Origin of the sequence: Labilithrix luteola (assembly GCF_001263205.1) — a bacterium.
Taxonomy (GTDB): Bacteria; Myxococcota_A; Polyangia; order Polyangiales; family Polyangiaceae; genus Labilithrix; species Labilithrix luteola.
In genome coordinates, this window is record NZ_CP012333.1 from 821,028 (window position 1) to 840,490 (window position 19,463).

Here is a 19,463-nt window from a genome sequence, read left to right on the forward strand (position 1 = left end):
TGGCTACGACACCAAACAGGCTGGTCTAGGAACGAGCGATGGCCGTGCGCGCGCGGCCAGCACCTCGAACGGCATTGTCGACGAACGGCACGAGGTGCTCGTTGACGGCGGCGGGATCTTCGAGCGCCGACATGTGACCCAGTCCGTCGAGCACCACGAGGGAAGCTCCGGGGATGCGACGAGCCATGTCCTCGCTGTCCGACGGAGGACAAGACTGATCTTCACGCCCGCAGAGCACGAGTGTGGGTGCGCGAATGGCGCCGATGCGGTCGAGCACGTTCGTTCGATGCACGACGACGGCGAGCGACGCCTTGGCCACGCCCTCGCGATCGAACCCCATGGTGCGCCGATACGAGGCGTCGATGAGCTCTGGTCGATCGACGATCGTGCGCTCGGCGAACATGAGCGGCGCCACCTCACGGAGGTACAGCGCCTTCGGCATGCCGACGCGCCGATGCAGGGCGACGAATGCGCGATAGCGGACCTTCTCGACGAACGACTCCGCATCCGCACTGGCATCGAGAATCGCGAGGCCCGCGACGCTGGCAGCGTGCTGCAAAGCGACGCGCAGCGAGAGCATGCCGCCCCAGGAGAGCCCCACCAGCACGGCGTGCGAGACCCCCAGCTCACCGAACGCGTCGATGAGCGCATCGGCATGCTCCTCGAGGGTGAAGCGCGGTGGCGGATCGGACCGACCGTGCCCCGGCCCGTCGAACACGATGACCCGACCGAGTGCCGAGAGCGGCTCGATCTGCCCATTCCAACTGCCGCCGTCGAACAGCAGCCCGTGCAGCAGCACGATGGCCGGATCGCCGTCTCTCTTCGACTTACCGCGCTCCTCGTAGAACAGCCGGCCAAGCCGTGTGCGCACGTAGGGCATCGACCGCGAAGTATGACACGCCGCCTCCGCGAGCACGAGGACGCACAAGCGCGGCGCAACTCCGCGTCGATTCACATGCAAAATACACAAATCGATACGAACACGTTCGTACGCTCGCGCGCCGATGATTCAACCGTCAAGACGCGCACGCCTCGCGACGCGCAGACTGACATGGAAGTCCTGCGTGGTGCCGTGCCGTGTTGAGCCATCTCGTGCCACGGCGGTGGTGCAGCAGAACGCGTCGCGCTCTGCTTCTCGAGGACTGAATGCGAGGCACGCACGTTGCTATCTAACGGGCATGCGCTTCGTTTTCGTTGCTGCTTCGCTCGGCTCGTTCTTGCTCGTCGCGGCTTGTACGAGCGACTCCACCTCCGCGGCCCCGTCGACGAACGTGGGCGACCATTCGTCCGTAGAGACCGCCGATGCTTCCTCCACCGATGCTTCTTCCGCGATGCTGCCCGCAGACGCGCAGATGATCGTCGCCACCTCCAAGGGCGGCATGCCCAGGTATTCGAACGTCGACCCGACCTCCACCTGCAGGCCGGCCGACAATACTTTCACGCTGGTTTTGCCGAGCCGTCAGCTGACGTGGAAGTCTTGCTCGGCTGTCGCGGGCGATGGTGGCCCCGTACGACTCGACTACGTGGAGGGGGAGAAGACGTTGACCGAAACCGAGTACGCGTCACTCACGTCGGCGATCAACGCACTCATCCTGTCCGACCGAGGCTGCGGTGCCGACAAGCCGACGCTGACCTTGAAGGTGACGACGCCAAACGCAACGACGAGCTACCTCGACGACTTTTACCGGTGCAACAAGGACGGCAACTACGTGCACGGCCTCGACGCGGTGTTCGGCCAATTCGACACGCTGACGTCGTCACCACACTCGGACTGACGTCGCTCGAAAGCAAGAGAGCCCCGGAGCGTTTGGCTCCGAGGCTCTCTTCACTGCTTCGCGAAGAATCGCGTCGTCAGCTCAGGTCGATATCAGCGCCGAGATCAGGGGAAGATCTCGCGCTCCTTGTAGACCGCTTCGATGCGCGCGAGCGCGAGGCCGTAGGCCGCGACGCGGCGGTCGACCTTGTGCTGGCGAGCGAACTCGGCGACCTCGCGGTACGCGCGCGTCATCGCCTTCTCGAGCTTCGCGTCGACTTCTTCTTCCGTCCAGCTCTCCGAGCGCTTGTTCTGAACCCACTCGTAGTAGCTGACGGTGACGCCACCGGAGTTCGCGAGAACGTCCGGAAGGATGTCGATGCCCTTCTCGAGGAGGATCTTCTCGCCGGCCGGGTTGGTCGGGCCGTTGGCGCCTTCGACGATGACCTTGCAATCGAGCGAGCGGGCTTCCGCCTCGCCGATCTGGTTCTCGAGGGCGCACGGAGCGAAGATGTCCGACTTGACCTTGAAGAACTCTTCGCGCGTGACGGGCTTGCCACCCGGGTAGCCCGCGATCGAGCCCTTCGCGAGAACCCAATCCTGCAGCTTGTGCGCGTTGAAGCCTTCCGGGTTCACCATGTAACCCGAGTGGTCGCCGACCGCGACGGTCGAGACGCCGAGGCGCGAGAGGATCACGGCGAGGTGCGAGCCGACGTTGCCGAAGCCCTGCACCGTCATCGTCGAGCCTTCGAGGTTGAAGTTCTTCTCCTTCGACCACTCGACGAGACAGATCACGCAACCCTGACCGGTCGCCTTCGCGCGGCCGAGCGTGCCACCGGACGCGACCGGCTTGCCGGTGACGACGCCCTTGACGCTCTGCTTGTTCGCAGCGCCGACCATGTTCGAGTACGTGTCCATCATCCACGCCATCGTCTGGCTGTTGGTGCCGACGTCGGGCGCGGGGATGTCGTACTCGGGCCCGATGTTCTCACCGAGCGCGTGGGTGAAGCGGCGCGTGATGCGCTGGAGTTCGCCCTTGCTGACGGAGTGCGGGTCGAACTTCACGCCGCCCTTGCCGCCGCCGTACGGAATGCGCATGAGCGCGCACTTCCAGGTCATCATCGCAGCGAGGGCCTTCACGTCGTCGAGCGTGACGGAGGGGTGGTAGCGCACACCGCCCTTGAACGGTCCGAGCAGGTTGTTGTGCTGGACGCGGTAGCCCTTGAAGAGACGAACTTCCCCGTTGTCCATCTTGACCGGGAAGTTGATGATCAGTTCGTTCTTCGGCTGGCTCAGGATCGTGCGGACGAACTCCTGAAGGTTGATGGTACGCGCAGCGCGATCCAGGTAGTCCTGCACCACCTTGAAGAAGTCGTACTCCTTCACGATGGTGCGCGACGAGCCGGCGGCCGCAGGGACTGCGCTCAGAGGCGCGGCCTGGAGAGTTTCGGACGTGGGATCGGGCGATTTCATCGGGGCAACTCTTAGCTCATTTAGGAAGCGGGCAATGGCGAAAACCTTTCGCGCTTTGCGCGCCGCAACGCGTCGTTTTTGACGCAAGCATGACGCGCCCCTCGAAAGACCTGTTCGAGGTGCGTAGCGTTCGTCCGCTTCGTTGATTCGCCTCGAAGATGCTGCGCAATCCCCGCGGGTTGCGCCTTCGGCGTCACTTCTCTGTGAGTAACGCGTAACGCGCTATCCAGCTATTGAGCGGGGCCCTTGAGGAACCAAATCGAATAGAGAAAAACGACGGCGCTCGTGACGAGAAGGGCGTCGACGCGATCGAGAATTCCACCGTGCCCGGGCACGATCGCCCCGGAATCCTTCACGCCGGTCGATCGCTTCAACACCGATTCGCCGAGATCGCCCGCCTGACCGAGCGCGCCCGCGACCAGAGCCAGCGGAATTCCGTGAGCCAGCGAGAGCGACGGCAAGAACCAGAAATGCGCGATGAGCGCGCCGAACACGCTGCCGGCAAGGCCGCCGATCGAGCCTTCGACCGTCTTCTTCGGGGACACGGCTTCGTAGAGTTTGTGCTTCCCGAGGAAGCGCCCCGCGAAGTAGCCGCCGGTGTCACCGAACCAAGCAAACATGATGGTCACGAGGACGTAACCGGGGCCGTCGGGCAAGTCGCGACGGAGCATGGCCAGCATGGTCAACGGGATGCCCACGAAGAGCGGCCCGAAGCCCATCGCGCAGGCGCGCAGCGCTGCCGTTTTCATGTCACCGAGGCGCAGCAGCGTGAGCAGCGGCCCCAGCAGCGGGATCGCGACCACCATCGTCGCGAGGATGCGTGGGTCACCCGCGGACAGCCACATCCCGACCGAGCTCAGCGCGGTCAGCACGACACCCATCACCTGCGAGGGGCGATCCTCGGGGTGGGTCATGTTGAAGAGCTCCCAGGCGCCGATCAGCGTGGCCGGAAGCACGAGCAGGTAGAAGCCCCAGGGCGCGCCCTTGTAGAGCAGCAGGATGATGAGGGGCGCGCCAACCGCCGCGGTCGCGACACGGACAGCGAGATTGGTGTTCGCCTTCCGGGCCTCGTCTCGACTGCTCGGGAGGCTCGGTGCGGTGTGGGCTCCTCGGGCTTCAGCCATTCGCAAATCCAGGCCTTAGCACGGCCCCCTCATCCCGTCGCGCCTAGCTCCGGTCTCGCTCGCTCGAGAGCTCGACCGCAAGCCGTCGACGTCGGCCTGCTGGGGCAGGTCCCGAGGACTAGCCGACCAGTCGGAGAACGGCCTTGTCCGCACCGGTCTCGTCCGAGGCAGGCAGTTGTTCGAGCAACTCGTCCTGCGCCGACACGCCTTTGCCGACGAGACCGAAACGGCGCTCACGACGTTGGTAGCTCTCGATCGCCTCGTAGAGGTCCGGAGCATCGAAGTCGGGCCACAGGGTGTCCGAGAAATGCAGCTCGGCGTACGCGAGCCCGTAGAGGAGGAAGTTCGAGATTCGGCGCTCACCCCCCGTACGGATGACGAGATCCGGGTCGCCGACGCGAAGGCTCGGCATGCGGCGGTGGAGGGCGTCCTCGGTGATGTCCTCGGGGCGCATGTTGCCGCTCACGACTTCCGACGCGAGCTCACGCGCCGCCGTGGCGATCTCCTCGCGACCGCCGTAGCTGAGGGCCAGCGTGAGGGTCATCTCCGCGCGCGACTCGCTCTCTTTGCGAAGCGGATCGAGGACGGCGCGAACCACGCCGGGGAGGCGTCCGAGGTTGCCGACCGCGTTGAGGCGGATGCCGTTGTCGAGGATCTCGTCGCGCTCCGAGAGGAGGAAGTCGCGGAGGAGCAGCATCAGCGCGTCGACCTCGTCCTCGGGACGGGCCCAGTTCTGTTCGCTGAACGCGTAGAGCGTCAGGGCTCGAAGGCCGAGACGGCGCGCCGTGCGAACGATGCGACGGACGGCGCGCGAGCCCTCGCGATGTCCTTCCACGCGCGGACGGCCCCGGAGCTGCGCCCAGCGGCCGTTGCCGTCCATGATGATGCCGACGTGAGAGGGGAGATTGCGTGCTTCGACGAGGGGCATTGGTAAAGGATTCTGGGTGTTGCAGGAATCGGCCGAAGGCGCCGCCGGAACACCGGATAAGTGGAGCTCAGCTACCATGAGGGGCTTTCGTCGGCAAAGACGTCCTGACGCGGCTCGGCATTCGACCGTTCGACCACCGCCTACGACCGCTCGAGCTATGCAGCTCGCAAGCTGCCCTGGCCCGGCGCTCGCGCGTCGCAAGCTCGGTCGTGAGCGCCAGTATGTGGGCAAATGTATTCCACACCAGGGACGCCGCGGCCTGGCCGTGGTAGCAAGCAGGCCATGATCGGCACCAAAGTCACCCTGCGCCTGCGCATGGGCGCGCACGACGCGCATTACGCTGGTGAGCTCGTCGACGGCGCTCGCATGCTGGCTCTCTTCGGCGACGTCGCCACGGAGCTTCTGATCCGCCTCGACGGCGACGAAGGCCTGTTCCGCGCCTACGAGTCCGTCGAGTTCCTCGCGCCGGTGTTTTCGGGCGATTACATCGAGGCGAGCGCGGAGCTCGTGAAGATCGGCAACACGAGCCGCCAGATGCGCTTCGAAGCGCGCAAGGTGATCGCCAACGTGCGCCGTCCCAACGTGCCGCCGAGCGCCGCCGACGTGCTCGCCGAGCCGATCGTCGTTTGCCGTGCGCTCGGTACGTGCGTGACGCCGAAAGAGATGCAGCGCAAGCCGCGCGAGCTCTACGCCCCTGCCCTTCCGATGGCCGCTCCGGTGCAGCCCTCGGGCGTCGTCGTGACCCCCGCTTCCGAAGGCGGGCCGCGCACGCTCGGCTCGACCGAAGCGCACTCGCCCGAGCTCGTTCTCACGGCGGCAATCGTCGGCGCGGAGATCACGCGCGAGCAGACGAAGTATCTGCCGATCACGCCGCAGGAGATCGCCGACGAAGCGGCGCGCTGCCGTGAAGCTGGCGCCGCGGTCATCCACCTCCACGTGCGCAACGATGACGGCTCGCCCACGCAGTCCAAAGAGCGCTTCGCCGAGACGATCGAACGGATCCGCGCGAAGACCGATTGCATCATCCAGGTCTCGACGGGCGGCGCCATCGGCATGTCGATCGACGAGCGCGCTCAGCCGCTCGACTGCAAGCCGGAGATGGCAACGCTCAACTGCGGAACGCTGAACTTCGGCGACGACGTGTTCATCAACACGCGCCCGCAGATTCGCGACCTGGCCGCTCGCCTCCGCGCCTCCGGCGCCGTCGCAGAGCTCGAATGCTACGAAGTCGGCCACGTCGAAGAGGCCCTCGCGCTCGTCGAAAAGGGCATCATCGAGAAGCCGCTGCACTTCCAGTTCGTCATGGGCGTGCCCGGCGGCATCGCTGCGCGTGAAGAGAACCTTCGCTACCTCGTGTCGTTGATGCCGAAGGGAGCGAGCTGGGCGGTGGCCGCGGTCGGTCGCTTCCAGCAGCCGCTGACCGAGCTCGCCATGCGCCTCGGAGGACACGCGCGCGTCGGCCTCGAAGACAACATCTACCTCTCGAAGGGTGTGCTCGCCGAAGGAAGTGCACCGCTGGTCGCGCGCGCCGCGACCTACGCACGGAGCATCGGCCGTGCACCGATCGAACCGGCCCGCGCACGAGCATTGCTCCTGAGCAAGGGGACCGTATGAGCAAGCGCGCGGACATCGTCACCCGTACCATCGTCGGCGACACGCTCACTCCGGTGCGCGCGTACGCGGCGCTGCGAGCAGCCGACCCCACGGGCGCGTCGTTCTTGCTCGAAAGCGTCGTCGGCGGCGAGCGTTGGGGACGGTACTCGGTGCTCGGATACCGGCCGCGTTACGAAGCCATCCTCGGTCGCGACGGCTGGGCCCTCCGCCACGGCTCGGGCGCCAAGCCCGGTGCCGCGCTGCCGAGCCTCGGCGAGGTCCAGGCGAGCGATCCGCTCGCGTCGATTGGACCCCTCCTTCGTTCGCCGGAAGGAACGCGCGCGGCGCTCTCGGGCTTCGGTCAGGGCGGCTACCTGGCCGCTCCGCCGTCGGCGACCGCCGCTCGCTTCACGACCGCCCACGTCGGCTATCTGGCGTGGGACATCGTCCACCTGATCGACAACATCAAGGCCGGCAGCGACGATACCTGGCGCAAGCACTACGTGCCGCTCGCGCACTTGCTCGGCGGAGCCGTCGTCGTCGTGTTCGACGGCCTCGCGCAGACGGTCACCATCGCCGCGGAGGACGAAGCGGACGTCGAACGCGCCCTCGCCGACATGTCGCGCGAGCCGAAGCTGACCGACATCGGCGTGCCCGATCGTTCGCGCATCCCCTCCGACGTGACGGTGAACCTCGACGACGCCGGCTACAAAGAGCGCGTCGAGGCCGCGAAGGAATACATCCGGGCGGGCGATGCCTTCCAGATCGTCCTCGCGCGCAGCTTCTCGGTACCGCGCCAGGGGCGTGACGCCTTCGACGTCTACCGTGCGATGCGTCTGCTCAACCCGTCGCCGTACATGTACTTCCTCGATCTGCCGCCCACCGTCGAGGGCGGGGAGCGCCTGCGCATCGCGGGAGCGAGCCCCGAGACCATGGTCCGCCTCCAAGACGGCACCATGACCGTGCGTCCGCTCGCGGGAACGCGCCCGCGCGGCAAGACCGAAGAGGAAGATCTTCGGCTCGAGACGGAGCTCCTCGCCGATCCCAAGGAGCGCGCCGAGCACGTCATGCTGATCGACCTCGGTCGCAACGACGTGGGTCGCGTGGCCGACGTCGGCAGCGTGCACCTCACGAAGAAGATGGAGATCGAGCGCTACTCGCACGTCATGCACATCGTCAGCGAGGTGCGCGGCATGGTGAGCCCCGAGGTTCCGCCGCTCGACGTGGTCCACGCCGCGTTCCCCGCGGGAACGCTCTCTGGCGCGCCGAAGCTCCGGGCGATGCAGATCATCCGCGAGCTCGAAGCGAAACCGCGCGGCATCTACGGCGGCGCCATCGGCTACGTCTCGCAGACCGGCGACGTCGACTTCGCCATCGCCATCCGCACGATGGTCGAGAAGGGTGACACCTTCGAGGTCAGCGCAGGCGCGGGCGTCGTCGAAGCGAGCGATCCGCAGGCCGAGGCCGACGAGACGCGCAACAAGGCGCGCAGCGTTCTCTGCGCGATCGAAGCCGCTCCGAAGAACGTGACCTACAGCGCAACTCAGTTGCGCTGATTGAACAGTCAAACGGAGTTCGCGACAGACTTGCACAAAAGACCTGAATTTCGGGGCCCTCGCCCATCGTGGGCCCCGGAATTCAGGTCCGTGCAAGTGGTCGCCGCAGTAGCCGTCGGCGACGTTCACTCCAGAAGTGCAAATGACGGCAGGCCCTGACCGTAGGTGGTCAGGGCCTGTGTGTTTTGTCGTTTCGCTGATGAACCGACGGAGCGAGTCAGCCGAAGTAGGCCTTCACCGAGCTGTCCGTCAAAACACGGAACGACTTCGCGTTCATCACGACGGCAACGAGCGCCACGCCGAGCTGGAAGAGCAGCCCGAAGGACCACTCGTGCATGAACTGCCAGGCGCCGCGTGCCACGCCGAGCGAGCCGAAGACCGTGCCGAAGCCCGCGAAGACGACGAGCACGAACCGCCAGAACGACGACTTGGCGAGCAGGCGCCGACCGAGGAAGAACGTCACGAGGAAGCTGACAAGCATCCCGAAGCCGGTGCGCAGGAGCGAGAAGAAGCCGATGCCCCCTTCGAAGAGCGCGCAGATCGCGCCGAACACCGCGACGCCGTACCAGCTGTGGGTGAGGTTCTCGAGCTTTTGTCGGGCGGTCATCACGTCACTCCTTCGCCATCGAAGACTAATCGCGATTGTCAGACGTGCACGGGGGTCGGAAGATTTCCTCCGAACGAATCAAAATCGATGCCGGCGCACAAAATCGCGACAAGTAGCGAGAATCCTTCAGACACCAATCGAAGGAGTGTTGGCCCAATCGTTGACCGAGGGCCAGGTGCGAGCACCGGCTACTTCCCGAGCTTGCGCTTGAGGGCCTCGAGATCGCGGTCGACTTCTCGCTCGATGCGCGCTTTGGCCTCGGACGAAGCCTTCTCGGCGCGTTCGCGGGCTTCGATGCGCGCCTTGGCCTCTTCCCACTTCTTGGACGCTTCGACGGCCTCGCGCGACTTGGGTTCGCTCGTCGAGGGCGCCTCCTCTTCTTCACCGAAGAGGAAGTCGCCGAGGCGCTTGCCGGCTTCCTGCGCGGCCCCCTTCGCGTCCTGCGCAGCGTTTCGGGCGCGCTTCTTCGCCTGGTCGACAGCGACCTCTGCCGCGTGCTTTGCCGCCTTCTGCTTCCAATTGTCGAGCAAGCCCTTGAGCCCCATGTGCCTCTCTCCGGGAAGCATACGTCACTCGGAGGAAATCGGCTTGTTCGCTCGGGCTTGAATCGAGGCGCGGTCGTTGGCGATGGGCAACCACGTCCGGAAGATGATGCCGCCGCCCGCGGTGGTGTCGACCTCGATGCTGCCGCCGTGAATCTCCACGATCGATCGCGCGAGCTGCAGGCCGAGGCCTAGCGCTCCATGGCGACGCGCGCTCTCGGCACTCTTGAAGGCGTCGAAGATCTTCTCTCGCTCGGTCAGCGGCAGGCCCTCGCCGCTCGTCTCGACCTCGATGCGCAGCCGATCACCGGGCGGCAAGGTCGCGCGGACTTCGACGATGCTCTTCTCGCTGAAGCGCACGGCGGTCATCACCACCGCGGTGAGCGCCTGCACGATGCGCGTTCCGTCGACGAACAGCGCGGGGATACCGGGTTGGATCTCGCCCTTGATCTGCACCTCGGTGCCCACCGCGAGGTCACGCGCCTCGAGCACCGACGACATGACGACGTCGTTGACGAGGGTGGTCGTGGGCGAGACCTCGAGCTCACCGGCCTCCACGCGCGCACTGTCGAGGATGGTATCGATGAGCATGAGGAGCTCGCGGCCGCGCTGCTCGATGATGGCCAAGCTCTCCTTCTGGCCCTCGGAGAGCGGGTTGCGCCCGACGAGCTCCGCGAAGCCGAGCACGGCGTTCAGCGGCGCCTTGAGGTCGTGGCTCATCGACGCCAAAAGGAGGCCGCGCATCCGCTCGGTTCGCTCGCGTGCATCGATGGCGCGCTCCTGAGCGCTCGCAAACTCGCGGAAGACGCCGCCGAGCGCGTCGATGGCGAGAAGCAGGGCATGCACGTTCGCAAACCGCGCCTCGTGCAAGATGATGGTCCCGCGCATGACCTCGGCGATGCCGGCGCGCCCCACTTCGCGACGCGCCAGGGCGAGGTCGGAGCCGAAGGCCACGCCGATGCGCGTTCCGAGGATCGCCGCGAGCGCGACGGCCACGGCGGCGAGGAGCGCGTACATAGCGGCCACGGGCGAGAGACGGGACGGGCCGAATCGAACGAGCGTCGCGCCCGGGGTGGTGGGCACGGTCACCTGGGTTTCGCCCTCGTCGCCGTGCACGATCGCGAGATCGCCCGTGTACGTGGGGTCGAAATGAATGCGGAAGCCCACGCGCGCCGCGGCCTCGAGCACGCCGGCGCGCTCGCGAATCGGGGGCGAACACGGCGCCTTCTTGCATTCCTCGTCGCCCGAAAGGGGTTCGAAGACGGCGCGCGCCATGTCCGCCGCATCCGCCGCGCGCGCATCACGGTCGTAGGCACGCACGTGCGCGTCGACGAGCAGAGAGGCGCCGAGGGCGACGAAGGCCACCGGCGCCGCAACGGCCGCGACGAACCGCGTGCGCACGCGACCGAGCGCCGAGCGCCCCATGCGACGAACGGCTTCGTGCGTGACGCTCGGCGGTGCGAGCTCGAGGACGCGCGCGACCGAGGCGCGCATGGTGACGTACGCGGGAAGTGACGCCGTGCTCACCATCGTCAGCACGAGGAGGACGAGAAGCAGATCGGTGTACGTATCGAGGGCCTGCGGACGGAGCTGTGGGATGAGCGTGGGGAGCGACACCACGAACGTGAAGCCCACCGTCTCGAGAGCCAGGCGCGCCGGCGTGGCGTCGAGGAGCACGATGTCCTTGCTCGTCACGGCCGTCGAGCCCACGGCGAGCGTGCGAAGCGCAGGCCGCAGACGGCGCGTAACGAGCAGCGTGGCTGCGATTCCGAAGGCCGCCGAGAGCACGCCCAGCACGCCTAGCAAGGTCAACGCCGCGGCGGTTGCGGCGGGTTCGAGCAAGAGCACGCGCGGCGCGAAGAGCGCTGTCAGCAGGTAGGTGCCGACGTTCGTGATCAGCAGGATGACGACGAGACGCACGACGAGACGCGCGGCGCTGCGATTCACGAACGCCTCCCCGGGGGCGAGGAGGGCGTCTGAGGCGCCCCGGTCGGCGGCGCACGGAGCGAGGGTGCCGCCTCGATGTTGCCGATCGGGAGGAGCACCTTGAACGTCGAGCCTCGACCGAGCTGGCTCTCGACCTGGATCGACCCATGATGGAGCAAAACCAGGCGCCTCGCGATCGCCAGGCCCAGGCCGGTGCCGCGGCGATGGCGCCGCTCGGAGTGCGCCTGCTTGTACTCGTCGAAGATGACTGCGCGCTCTTGCGAAGAGATGCCGACGCCCGTGTCGGTGACACTGATCATCGCGAGGCCGCGCTCCTTGGCGACCTTCACCACCACCTCGCCCCGCTGCGTGAACTTCAGCGCGTTGTTGACCAGGTTGCCGACGACCTGACGCATGCGTCGGCCGTCGACGCGCGCCACGACCGGCTCGACGAACTCCACGCGGAGCGTGATGGGCCGATGCCCGATGAGCACGCGCGCCTCGCGCACGACCTCGCTCGCGAGGCCGGTCAGATCGAGCCGGCCGCGGCTGAGACGGAGTTGACCGCTCTCGAGCGCCGAGAACTCGAGGATGTCGTTGATGAGGCCGAGGAGGTGCTGCCCCGACCCGCGGATCTGTTCGACCTCTTCGCGCGCGGAAGGCGCGAGCGGCCCATCGACTTCCTCCATTAGGATGTCGGCAAAGCCGAGAATCGCGTTGAGCGGGCTCCGGAGCTCGTGGCTCACGGCGGCGAGGAAGGCAGCACGTTCTCGGTCCGCGGCCTGCGCGCGCGCAAGGTCCTCACGGTACGCCGTCGACGCCCTGCCGAAGCGACCGACGAGCATGTTGAACGCCGCGGTCAGCAGGCCGACTTCGTCCATCGTACGCGCGGGAACGAGCTCGCCGGTGGGCTCGGTCCGAACCTGCGTCATGCCGAGAACGCGATAGGTGACGAAGTCGACGTCGCGCGTGACGTCGCGCGAAACCGCATACGCCACGATACCGGCCGTACCGAGGAGCAACGTCACGAGGGCGACGAGCGAGGTGATGAGCGCGGGTGCGCCGTGCGAGGCCGATGGCTCGGAGACGAAGACCACCAGGCGGGGCGACGACGGCGACGCACCGATCGTGTGCACGGCGAAGCGCGCGCGGCCGAGACGCATCTGCGCAACGCCACGTTGGGCGCGGAGAAGCTGCTCGAGCGTTGCGCGATCCGGAGCGCCGAGGGTCACGTCGTGGACGATTTGTGCGTCGGGGCTGACGACGAGGAGCTCGGCGGCCGTTCGGCGTGCGGCCAGCTGTGCAGCTTCGAGCCGTGCCGTCTCGGGAAGCTCGGCGAGCCTTGCCGCAACCGTGGCGGACAAGAGCTCTGCGCGAGCGCCCGCGCGCTCCTCTCCCGCACGCGCAAGATGGTCGAGGCCGACGAGGCCGATCGATATCGCCACCGCGAGGCCCACGACGACGACCACCAGAGGAGCAAGAGGCACGAACGCCCAGCCGGCCTGCGCGCGCGGACCTCGCACGGGCGGAGCTGAACCATCTGGGGCACTCGGCCGCTGTGAGCCGCCTGATCCCGACGAGAGCGCCAGTGCTGCCCCCGAAGAAGAGGCGCCCGCGTCGACGAATGGACGAGGCTCTCCACCGACGGTCAGCGACGCCTGTGGCAGGTCCGAAACACGACCTGCGAACGCACCGCTGTAAGAAGGAGATCCGGGACCTCGCGAGGCCCCGCCGTCGTCGCGCACGAGAGGCATGCTAGCAGGGGCAAGAGCGGTCCGGCGCGAAGGGCGAGCAAGCTCACGACGCGTCGCGGCGTACGATTTTGAAGATCGACCCTTGTGGTCCGAGCCCATCAGGTCCAAAAGCGAGGTGGTCCCCATGGGCTTGTTCCGCCGCGCACAAAGAGGCTCCAAGAGTTCGGCTAGCCGCCGCACGAATGGCACAGCCGTCGCTGAAACTGCGCCCATGATGCACGCCACGCTGAGCGCGGTGCCCTCCCTTACGGGCACGCCACGAGACGTGTCGACCGTCGAAACGGCGCTTCCGCGCGTTCACGATGCGGAGGAGTCCCTTCGCCAGGACCACTCCGACGTCTTCGTTTGCCGTCGCGACGACTCGCCAAGCACACTCCCCGCGGCGCCCCCGTCGCTCGTGACGCTGTACGTCTACGGCTGGCACAACGTCGAGCCGGGACAGCTCTCCTGGGTGTTTCCGAGCCTGCGCTCCGCGCTCGATGCGGTTCGCACGATGCGCAATGCGGTCCAGTGGTGTGTCGTCGCCGGCGAAGAGTGGCCGAGCATCGACGCAGCGCGAGCCCAGGGCGCCGTGCTCGTCGAACAGCTCGGCTAGGCTTGTGGGGCCGGAGGCCCCCTCAAAACCTTCGGTTTTGAGCCTCCCCCGGCTGCACGCGGCGGGTCGCCTTTGGCGAAGTCGCGCTACGAGCGCGACGAAGAACCCGCCGCTCGCCTCGGCGCGACCTACACGCGTCTTGGTCTCTCAGCGTGACGTAAGCAGCGCTCGAACGTCGAGATCCACCGTCTCGCGCGCGGAGCGTGTCTCGCCACCGTCGATGCGCGTGAAGGACATGTCGGCCTCGAGGCGGTAGCTGCCCTCGAAGGTCTGAGGCTGCGGGCGAATCCACTCCGACGGCGCGAAGAGCGAGAACCAACGCTCGCCGTCGTCCTTGCGGTAGAGATGATAGACGCCGCCCGGCTTCTTCTCGAAGTTGCAGCGCGCACGATGGAGCTCCGCATCGCGACGTGCGCGTTCGAGCAGTGCGCGCGCCTCGTCCTGCAGGTGTCGAATCTGGTCGGCGATGACACCGAGCTTGCCGCCCGCGACGGTGGCGAGCATCGCGTCGGCCTTCTGGATCTCGGCCGCCACGTCGACGAGGTCGAACGAGGGCGCCATGCGGCTCAGCGGATACGGCGCCGCGGAAGGCGCGCCCGAATAGATGCCCGCATCGGGCAGCGACGGCTCACGCGTGAGCGGACGAGGAGCGTTGGCGCCTTCACCTGAAACTTCGGGCGAGCTCACGGACGTCGGGCTCGAATCGGAACGGTCGGACATCGAAGCGCAGAGCATGCCACGGCCACGCGCGCACAACGAGCGTGGCGGCGAAGCTCGACAAAAAGGACGCGGGGAGGCGCCATGACGACGACTCCCCGCCCGCGCGAGTCTGGCTCAGGCTTTCTCGACGCGCTCGATCAGACGCGCTCGAGGATGACGGCGAGGCCCTGGCCGCCGCCGATGCAGGCGCTGCCGACGGCGTACTTGCCGCCGCGACGTGCGAGCTCGTAGACGAGGTGCGTGGTGATGCGCGCGCCGCTCGCGCCGAGCGGGTGACCGAGGGCGATGGCGCCGCCGTTCACGTTGGTCTTCTCGCGCGAGAGGCCGAGCTCCTTCTCGACGGCGATATACTGCGGAGCGAACGCCTCGTTGACCTCGAAGAGGTCGATGTCCGCCTGCTTGAGAGCGGCGCGCTCGAGCGCATTCTTGATCGCCGGGGCAGGACCAATGCCCATGATCGTGGGATCGACGCCCGCGACGCCCCACTGCACGAGGCGCGCGAGGGGCTTGAGGCCCTTCGACTTGGCGAACTCCTCGGTGGTGAGGACGAGCATGGCGGCGCCATCGCAGATGCCCGACGCGTTGCCGGCCGTCACGACGCCGTCCTTCTTGAAGACGGGCGGAAGCTTGGCGAGCGTCTCCAGCGTGGTCTGCGGACGCGCGTGCTCGTCGACCGCGAACTGCACGGTGGCCTTCTTCTGCTGGATCTCGATCGGCGCGATCTCGTCCTTGAAGAGGCCCTTCTCGTTCGCCGCCGCCCAGCGCTGCTGGCTCATGAGCGCGTACGCGTCGCAATCCGCGCGCGAGATGCCGTACTTCACCGCGAGGTTCTCGGCAGTGACGGCCATGGGCGTGTTCGTGTAGCTGTCGGTAAGGGCCGTCCAGAGCGAGTCTTCGACCGCCGGAGCCTTGCCGAACGACCACCCCTCGCGGCCGCCGCGGAGGACGTGCGGAGCCTGCGTCATGTTCTCGGTGCCGCCGACGAGCACCGCTTCGGTCTCGCCGAGGAGGAGCTGCTCGGCGCCGTTGATGACGGCCTGGAAGCCCGAGCCGCAGAGGCGGTTCACGGTGAGCGCAGGGGTGGTGATCGGCAGCCCGGCCTTGAGGCCCACGTGACGCGCGCAATAGATCGCGTCGGGGCTCGTCTGCATGACGTTGCCGACGATGACGTGACCGATGGCGTCCGCGGCCACTCCCGACTGGGCGAGCGCGGCCTTGGCCGCGTGGACGGCGAGATCGTTCGCCGACAGCGCCTTGAGGGACCCCTGCATCGTGCCGAATGCAGTGCGCTTGGCACCAACGATGACGATCGACTTCGAGAGCTTGGCCATGACAGTTCCTCCGACCTTGCCGCCCACCCTTCCCGCTCGAAGAGCGAGAAGAGCTTGGTGCGATGGGTGAGTTAGGCCGTGGACCTTAGTGCCGACGCGTCGTATCGGCTAGCCCTGCGCTCGCGCTCTTTTGCGTCGCGTTATTTAGAGACCATTCCGCGTCATTCCGCGCCCTACTCGAGAACGGTGGCCCAGCAGCCGGCCATCACGTTCTCGTTGCGCTCTTTGACGCTGACCTGGAGCGCGATCTTGCCCGGCGCGACCTTCCAGCCCTCGGTGACGAGCGTGTCGCCCGGCCACACGGGGCGGCGGAACTGGCCTTCGAAGCCGGTGATCTTCGTCGCGTCGCCACCGCACGCGCCCTTCGCGACGTGACGGACCATGTAGCCATACGTGCAGAGGCCGTGGAGGATCGGGCCCTGCGTGAAGCCCACGCGCGCCGCGAACTCGGGATCGGCATGAAGCGGGTTCACGTCACCCGAGAGGCGGTAGAGCAGCGCCTGCTCCGGCGACGTCGTCTCCTCGATGCGGAAGTCGGCCGGCTTGCCCTTGGGGAGCTCGACGAACTTCTCCTCCTTCGGCGGCGGCTCGCCACCCCAGCCACCTTCGCCTCGGAAAATGATCTGCGAGGTGGTGTCGAAGAGCAGCTTGCCCGAGGCGTCTTTGCCCTCGGCGTCGATCAGAACGACCGCGAACTTCCGCATGTCGTAGATGCCGCGAATCTTCGCCGTGGTGGTGATGGTGCCCGACGGAGCGAGCGCACCGTGCAGGCGGACGCGCTGCGCGCCGTGCACGACCATCGCGAGATCGCCGCCCGTCTTGGCGACCATCTCGAACATCGGCTGGAACATCGGCACGACCGCGAAGCTCGGAATGACCTTCGGACCGCGGCCCTCGTAGACGTAATCGAGCTCGTCTTTCTTGGCGCCGATGCCGAGCGCGTAGAGCGCAACGTCCTTCCACGTGTACGTGAACGCAGTGGGGGTGCCGGGCTTATCGACGGTCGAGAGATCGAGTGCCATGGGCCCCCGAAATGCTCACGGTCCCCCGGGGCCGTCAAGCATCGGAGGGCTCTTTTTCCCGGGTGAACGTGCAAAAAGCACTTCGCGGCATGGCTCGGGATTGACGCACCTCTGGCGTCTGGAAAGAGTGTCTGCCTCGATGGCTTTACCGGGCCTGCCTCCGCCGTTCGACGACGGCCTTCATCTCGACACGGGCCAACTCGAGGCCGTGGGTCTTGCGTGGGCACGCGTGTTTCCGACCGTGAGCTTGGTGCCGGCGTTCGGCCTCAAGGCGCTGCCCACGCCGGCGCGAGGCATCCTCGCCCTCGCGATCGCGGCAGGCATCTACCCGTCGCTCGTTCCGATCGTGATGACGGAGCGCCATCTCCCGTGGGTCGTGCTCGCGCTCGAGCAGATTCTCCTGGGCCTTCCCGTAGCCCTCGCAGCGTCCATCCCGCTCTGGGCAGCGACGATGGCCGGTGGTGTCGTGGACTCGCTCCGAGGAGCGAACGATGGCCAAGGTCTCGCGGTCGTCGAAGGACGCGCCGCCGGCTTCGGCATCCTGCTCTCGCTCTTCGGAAGTGTGGTGTTCCTGGCGACCGGCGGCCCGGCGCGCGCCGCGAGTGCGCTGGCGCAAACGGAGCTCCCCGCCCATCCGCTTCTTGCGGCCTCGCACGACCTCGTCGCCGGCATCGGTCTGGCCGTCGCGATTGGCGGCCCGGTCCTTGCTGCGGCGGTCGTGCTCGAGGTTGCGTTCGCCCTCATCGCTCGCTCGGCATCTCCGGCGCAGGTTCATGCCCTGTTTGCTCCGGTGCGGGCACTTGGTTTGCTCGCGGTCGTCGCGGTCGTTCTCGAGCGGCTGGCAGCGCTCGTAGCAACGGCCGTGCGCAACGCGATCTGAGCCGCTCCGAGCCGCGATCCGAACCGCCCTCGCCCGTCGACGCCCGTTTTGACGGCGTCTTGATCTCCGCGAGCGCATGCTTCGCCCCATGCACAAGCTCGCCAATCTCGGGGGGCACACGTCGCGCCAGGTTCCGGCCGCGGCGCCTCCCACGCACACCATCTGCGTTCGTTTCCGCAACCTACGTTGGGAGGTCTCGCTCGACGGTCGTACCCGGCCGCTCATCGACTGGCTCTGCACGCGCGAGCGCGCCGTCGAACATGCGTTGGAGCTGGGACGGGAGCTCGTCTCCAAGCCCGGACGTGAGCTGATCCGCATCGTGGTCGAAGGCCCGGGAGGGTTCGAGCACGCCCTCGCGTGAAGCGCGCGTGTCGAACGAGCGCAAACGCCCACATCGCACGACCCACTCTTGATTCCTCCGAACTCCGATTTCCAAATCCATCGTTTGTGACACCGAGACGGGTCAGGCTCCGTTGATCGGGAGCATCCTCGTTCGAGGATCGAACGACGAGATCGACCGGGATACTTCGTACCTACGTGCACCGCGACGAATGATCGTACGCGTGCCTACGTATGCCCAATATCCCACAATCGATCGTCAATTAAGCAATTGATTTACGTCGTAGCAATTCACGAACATGGCGATCCGATTCGGAGGAATCATGAACAAGCTGTTGGTCGGACTCGTCGCGTTTGCTTCGTCGACCGCTTTCTTCGCAGGGGATGCATTCGCAGGAGAGCTGCATCCCACGCGGTATCTCCATTTCAACGGGAACAAGGTCGCCGTCTACGAGAGCCGCGGCCACGAAGGGCCGGGCATTCTGCTCCTGCACGGAAACACCTCGGCAGCCGACTCGTACAAGCGGATCCTCGAGGGCCCGCTCGGGTCGAAGCGCCATCTCGTGGCGGTCGATCTGAGCGGCTACGGTGAATCGGACAACGCCGCTTCGTACTCGACGGCATTCTTCGCGCAGGAGATCGCCTACGTCGCCCAGCAGACGGGCGTGGCCGACGGCATCGTCGTCGGCTGGAGCCTCGGCGGCGACCTCGCGTTGCAGGCCGCGCCTCTTCTCCCGAATGCCAAGGGCTTCTTCCTCTTCGGCACCGCGCCCGTGGGCTACACGCCGACGCTCCCCCCGGCGTTCCTCTCACCTACGGAGAGCTATGCCGGGCCTGCCGTGAGCTACGGCTTCATCGCCGGACTTACGCAGCAGCAGATCACCGACTACGTGACGGCGTTCTTTCGCCCGAACTACCGGAACGTTCCGCAGTTCATGATCGCCGACGGCCTTCGCACCGATCCGAACACGCGCACCGCGGTCTACCTCGCAGGCACCGGACAGGATCCGACGACGCTCGACGAGGTCGCCGTCATCCGAAATCTCCACGTTCCCGTCGAGCTCGCCCTCGGGAGCGAAGACGCGTTCGTGAACCCGGCGTACATGGACGCGCTTGCCCCGAGCATCCCCACGCTCCACGACGGGCATGTCCGCTACGTCCAGCACGCCGGCCACGCGCTCCACTACGAGGATCCGATTCGCTTCACGCTCATCCTCGAAGACTTCATCCGCGACGCGGAGTGTGCCGCCGCCCACTAGGCGCCCTGCCCCCAACCAGAGGGGGCCTGATTCCTCCCGAAATCCCATCGGAAAGCCGCGC

18 protein-coding genes are annotated in these 19,463 nt (G+C 66.8%); 7 read left to right on the forward strand and 11 right to left on the reverse strand.

The window, feature by feature from the left end; genetic code table 11:
- Window positions 1-25: 25 nt before the first annotated feature.
- The gene (locus AKJ09_RS03795) at window positions 26-871 is read right to left on the reverse strand and encodes an alpha/beta fold hydrolase (protein ID WP_169927228.1); all 846 of its coding nucleotides are present in this window, start codon (window positions 869-871) and stop codon (window positions 26-28) included.
- Window positions 872-1,178: 307 nt separating this feature from the next.
- On the opposite strand from AKJ09_RS03795, the gene AKJ09_RS03800 reads away from it, so the two are divergent.
- A complete protein-coding gene (locus AKJ09_RS03800; protein ID WP_146645813.1) occupies window positions 1,179-1,775 on the forward strand; it encodes a hypothetical protein in 597 nt (198 codons plus the stop codon).
- A 104-nt stretch (window positions 1,776-1,879) separates the two neighbouring features.
- Here the strand turns inward: AKJ09_RS03800 and AKJ09_RS03805 are convergent, their stop codons facing one another.
- From AKJ09_RS03805 to uppS, 3 genes are all read right to left on the reverse strand, one after another.
- Window positions 1,880-3,226 carry a Glu/Leu/Phe/Val family dehydrogenase gene (locus AKJ09_RS03805; RefSeq protein ID WP_146645814.1) on the reverse strand — a complete coding sequence of 449 codons (1,347 nt, stop codon included), beginning with the start codon at window positions 3,224-3,226 and terminating at the stop codon, window positions 1,880-1,882.
- A gap of 230 nt (window positions 3,227-3,456) precedes the next feature.
- A complete protein-coding gene (locus AKJ09_RS03810) occupies window positions 3,457-4,350 on the reverse strand; it encodes a phosphatidate cytidylyltransferase (RefSeq protein ID WP_146645815.1) in 894 nt (297 codons plus the stop codon).
- A gap of 118 nt (window positions 4,351-4,468) precedes the next feature.
- On the reverse strand, window positions 4,469-5,278 hold the full coding sequence (gene uppS, locus AKJ09_RS03815; protein ID WP_146645816.1) for a polyprenyl diphosphate synthase: 810 nt from the start codon (window positions 5,276-5,278) through the stop codon (window positions 4,469-4,471).
- A gap of 282 nt (window positions 5,279-5,560) precedes the next feature.
- On the opposite strand from uppS, the gene kal/cle reads away from it, so the two are divergent.
- Both kal/cle and AKJ09_RS03825 read left to right on the forward strand, forming a co-directional pair.
- Window positions 5,561-6,892 (forward strand): bifunctional 3-aminobutyryl-CoA ammonia lyase/3-keto-5-aminohexanoate cleavage enzyme, encoded by a 1,332-nt coding sequence (kal/cle, locus tag AKJ09_RS03820; protein WP_169927229.1) that lies wholly within the window; start codon window positions 5,561-5,563, stop codon window positions 6,890-6,892.
- Window positions 6,889-8,427, forward strand: a complete 1,539-nt coding sequence (locus AKJ09_RS03825; protein WP_146645817.1) for an anthranilate synthase component I family protein — start codon at window positions 6,889-6,891, stop codon at window positions 8,425-8,427. The genes kal/cle and AKJ09_RS03825 overlap by 4 nt, the downstream gene beginning before the upstream one ends.
- A gap of 217 nt (window positions 8,428-8,644) precedes the next feature.
- Here the strand turns inward: AKJ09_RS03825 and AKJ09_RS03830 are convergent, their stop codons facing one another.
- The 4 genes from AKJ09_RS03830 to AKJ09_RS03845 all read right to left on the reverse strand — a co-directional run bounded on the left by AKJ09_RS03830 (window position 8,645) and on the right by AKJ09_RS03845 (window position 13,025).
- The gene (locus tag AKJ09_RS03830) at window positions 8,645-9,034 is read right to left on the reverse strand and encodes a hypothetical protein (RefSeq protein WP_146645818.1); all 390 of its coding nucleotides are present in this window, start codon (window positions 9,032-9,034) and stop codon (window positions 8,645-8,647) included.
- 188 nt (window positions 9,035-9,222) lie between these two features.
- Window positions 9,223-9,579 carry a hypothetical protein gene (locus AKJ09_RS03835; protein ID WP_146645819.1) on the reverse strand — a complete coding sequence of 119 codons (357 nt, stop codon included), beginning with the start codon at window positions 9,577-9,579 and terminating at the stop codon, window positions 9,223-9,225.
- A gap of 24 nt (window positions 9,580-9,603) precedes the next feature.
- Window positions 9,604-11,523: a sensor histidine kinase gene (locus AKJ09_RS03840; RefSeq protein WP_146645820.1), complete on the reverse strand. Its 1,920-nt coding sequence runs from the start codon at window positions 11,521-11,523 to the stop codon at window positions 9,604-9,606.
- Window positions 11,520-13,025: a sensor histidine kinase gene (locus AKJ09_RS03845; protein ID WP_146645821.1), complete on the reverse strand. Its 1,506-nt coding sequence runs from the start codon at window positions 13,023-13,025 to the stop codon at window positions 11,520-11,522. Before AKJ09_RS03845 ends, AKJ09_RS03840 begins: the two co-directional genes overlap by 4 nt.
- A gap of 442 nt (window positions 13,026-13,467) precedes the next feature.
- On the opposite strand from AKJ09_RS03845, the gene AKJ09_RS03850 reads away from it, so the two are divergent.
- On the forward strand, window positions 13,468-13,851 hold the full coding sequence (locus AKJ09_RS03850) for a hypothetical protein (RefSeq protein WP_146645822.1): 384 nt from the start codon (window positions 13,468-13,470) through the stop codon (window positions 13,849-13,851).
- A 147-nt stretch (window positions 13,852-13,998) separates the two neighbouring features.
- Here the strand turns inward: AKJ09_RS03850 and AKJ09_RS03855 are convergent, their stop codons facing one another.
- From AKJ09_RS03855 to AKJ09_RS03865, 3 genes are all read right to left on the reverse strand, one after another.
- Window positions 13,999-14,571 (reverse strand): DUF2452 domain-containing protein, encoded by a 573-nt coding sequence (locus AKJ09_RS03855; protein WP_146645823.1) that lies wholly within the window; start codon window positions 14,569-14,571, stop codon window positions 13,999-14,001.
- A 137-nt stretch (window positions 14,572-14,708) separates the two neighbouring features.
- The gene (locus AKJ09_RS03860; RefSeq protein WP_146645824.1) at window positions 14,709-15,902 is read right to left on the reverse strand and encodes an acetyl-CoA C-acetyltransferase; all 1,194 of its coding nucleotides are present in this window, start codon (window positions 15,900-15,902) and stop codon (window positions 14,709-14,711) included.
- 173 nt (window positions 15,903-16,075) lie between these two features.
- On the reverse strand, window positions 16,076-16,924 hold the full coding sequence (locus tag AKJ09_RS03865; RefSeq protein ID WP_146645825.1) for a MaoC/PaaZ C-terminal domain-containing protein: 849 nt from the start codon (window positions 16,922-16,924) through the stop codon (window positions 16,076-16,078).
- Window positions 16,925-17,063: 139 nt separating this feature from the next.
- Between AKJ09_RS03865 and AKJ09_RS03870 the strand changes: the two genes are divergently transcribed.
- The 3 genes from AKJ09_RS03870 (at window position 17,064) to AKJ09_RS03880 (ending at window position 19,402) form a co-directional block, all read left to right on the forward strand.
- Window positions 17,064-17,804 carry an EscT/YscT/HrcT family type III secretion system export apparatus protein gene (locus AKJ09_RS03870; protein ID WP_169927230.1) on the forward strand — a complete coding sequence of 247 codons (741 nt, stop codon included), beginning with the start codon at window positions 17,064-17,066 and terminating at the stop codon, window positions 17,802-17,804.
- Between the two features lie 76 nt (window positions 17,805-17,880).
- The gene (locus tag AKJ09_RS03875) at window positions 17,881-18,165 is read left to right on the forward strand and encodes a hypothetical protein (protein WP_205633589.1); all 285 of its coding nucleotides are present in this window, start codon (window positions 17,881-17,883) and stop codon (window positions 18,163-18,165) included.
- Between the two features lie 301 nt (window positions 18,166-18,466).
- The gene (locus AKJ09_RS03880; RefSeq protein WP_205633590.1) at window positions 18,467-19,402 is read left to right on the forward strand and encodes an alpha/beta fold hydrolase; all 936 of its coding nucleotides are present in this window, start codon (window positions 18,467-18,469) and stop codon (window positions 19,400-19,402) included.
- Window positions 19,403-19,463: the final 61 nt, after the last annotated feature.

What these genes read in the sequence shown, in the direction of transcription:
- AKJ09_RS03825 (WP_146645817.1), top strand. Translation starts at nt 6,889, where the DNA reads ATGAGCAAGCGCGCGGACATCGTCACCCGTACCATCGTCGGCGACACG.
- AKJ09_RS03810 (WP_146645815.1), bottom strand. Translation starts at nt 4,350, where the DNA reads ATGGCTGAAGCCCGAGGAGCCCACACCGCACCGAGCCTCCCGAGCAGT.
- AKJ09_RS03860 (WP_146645824.1), bottom strand. Translation starts at nt 15,902, where the DNA reads ATGGCCAAGCTCTCGAAGTCGATCGTCATCGTTGGTGCCAAGCGCACT.
- AKJ09_RS03800 (WP_146645813.1), top strand. Translation starts at nt 1,179, where the DNA reads ATGCGCTTCGTTTTCGTTGCTGCTTCGCTCGGCTCGTTCTTGCTCGTC.
- AKJ09_RS03875 (WP_205633589.1), top strand. Translation starts at nt 17,881, where the DNA reads ATGCTTCGCCCCATGCACAAGCTCGCCAATCTCGGGGGGCACACGTCG.
- kal/cle (WP_169927229.1), top strand. Translation starts at nt 5,561, where the DNA reads ATGATCGGCACCAAAGTCACCCTGCGCCTGCGCATGGGCGCGCACGAC.
- AKJ09_RS03870 (WP_169927230.1), top strand. Translation starts at nt 17,064, where the DNA reads ATGGCTTTACCGGGCCTGCCTCCGCCGTTCGACGACGGCCTTCATCTC.
- AKJ09_RS03855 (WP_146645823.1), bottom strand. Translation starts at nt 14,571, where the DNA reads ATGTCCGACCGTTCCGATTCGAGCCCGACGTCCGTGAGCTCGCCCGAA.
- AKJ09_RS03880 (WP_205633590.1), top strand. Translation starts at nt 18,467, where the DNA reads ATGAACAAGCTGTTGGTCGGACTCGTCGCGTTTGCTTCGTCGACCGCT.
- AKJ09_RS03835 (WP_146645819.1), bottom strand. Translation starts at nt 9,579, where the DNA reads ATGGGGCTCAAGGGCTTGCTCGACAATTGGAAGCAGAAGGCGGCAAAG.
- AKJ09_RS03805 (WP_146645814.1), bottom strand. Translation starts at nt 3,226, where the DNA reads ATGAAATCGCCCGATCCCACGTCCGAAACTCTCCAGGCCGCGCCTCTG.
- AKJ09_RS03850 (WP_146645822.1), top strand. Translation starts at nt 13,468, where the DNA reads ATGATGCACGCCACGCTGAGCGCGGTGCCCTCCCTTACGGGCACGCCA.
- AKJ09_RS03865 (WP_146645825.1), bottom strand. Translation starts at nt 16,924, where the DNA reads ATGGCACTCGATCTCTCGACCGTCGATAAGCCCGGCACCCCCACTGCG.
- uppS (WP_146645816.1), bottom strand. Translation starts at nt 5,278, where the DNA reads ATGCCCCTCGTCGAAGCACGCAATCTCCCCTCTCACGTCGGCATCATC.
- AKJ09_RS03830 (WP_146645818.1), bottom strand. Translation starts at nt 9,034, where the DNA reads ATGACCGCCCGACAAAAGCTCGAGAACCTCACCCACAGCTGGTACGGC.